We start from the raw sequence: 877 nt of genomic DNA, 5'->3' as shown, positions 1-877 counted from the left end.
GGTTGCCCTTTTTTACGTGTTTGTCTCGTCCTGAATAAGGTTTACACCTTCTGGCTTCTTATCAGGAGGGTGCAATGGATACGGGCGCAAAACGTAGTCAGCGCGATTACACGCTGACTTTTAAATTGTCAGTTGTCGACCAAGTAGAAAAAGGCGAGTTGAGTTATAAAGAGGCTCAACGGCGCTACGGGATCCAGGGCCGGTCGACGGTGTTGGTTTAGTTACGCAAGCATGGTCGACAAGATTGGAGCCAAGGCGCCTCCATCCGTACCCAGAGGACTCGACCGATGGACGAGCCAACTTTGCCTCTGACCCCCGAGCAGAGAATCAAAGAGCTTGAGGAGCAACTGGCACTGGCAAATCAGAAAGCCAAATTTTTCGAAGATGTGGTCGATGTCCTGAAGAACGACTACGGCGTATCCATTGTAAAAAAGCGGCCCGGCAAGTCGTTGCGCAAACCCAAACCCTGAGTGTCAGCAGGGCTTGCCAGTTTATGGGGATCAGTCGCCAAGCCTTTTACAAGCGTGATCGTGTCTATCGGGCTCGAGTCGATCAAGATCAGAAAATCATCAAGTTTGTGCAGACAATCCGAGTGCGCCAACCCTGCATTGGCGCGCGCAAGCTCCAGTCATTGATGCACGCGGAGCATGAGAAACCTGAATTGCATGTTGGCCGGGATCGCTTGTTTGAGGTGCTGCGCGAGCACCGGCAATTGGTTCGCAGGAAACGGGCGTATCACAAGACGACCGACAGCCATCATCACTTTCGCTGCCATCCCAATCTGCTAAAGCCAGGCCCGCAGCAAGTTGTCGCGACCGGTCCGGAACAGATCTGGGTGGCCGATATTACTTACCTGTCCACCCAGCGTGACAACCCG

Annotated in this window: 1 pseudogene; it reads left to right on the top strand. The window is 53.2% G+C overall.

Annotation, left to right across the window (positions count from 1 at the left end):
- Nucleotides 1–74: 74 nt before the first annotated feature.
- Nucleotides 75–877, top strand: a pseudogene (locus AACY49_RS29655) (IS3 family transposase); the annotation flags it as partial.

The sequence above is a fragment of the Pseudomonas sp. EL_65y_Pfl2_R96 genome (assembly GCF_963970905.1).
In the GTDB taxonomy this organism is placed as follows: domain Bacteria; phylum Pseudomonadota; class Gammaproteobacteria; order Pseudomonadales; family Pseudomonadaceae; genus Aquipseudomonas.
This window is presented reverse-complemented; position numbering and strand designations above follow the sequence as displayed.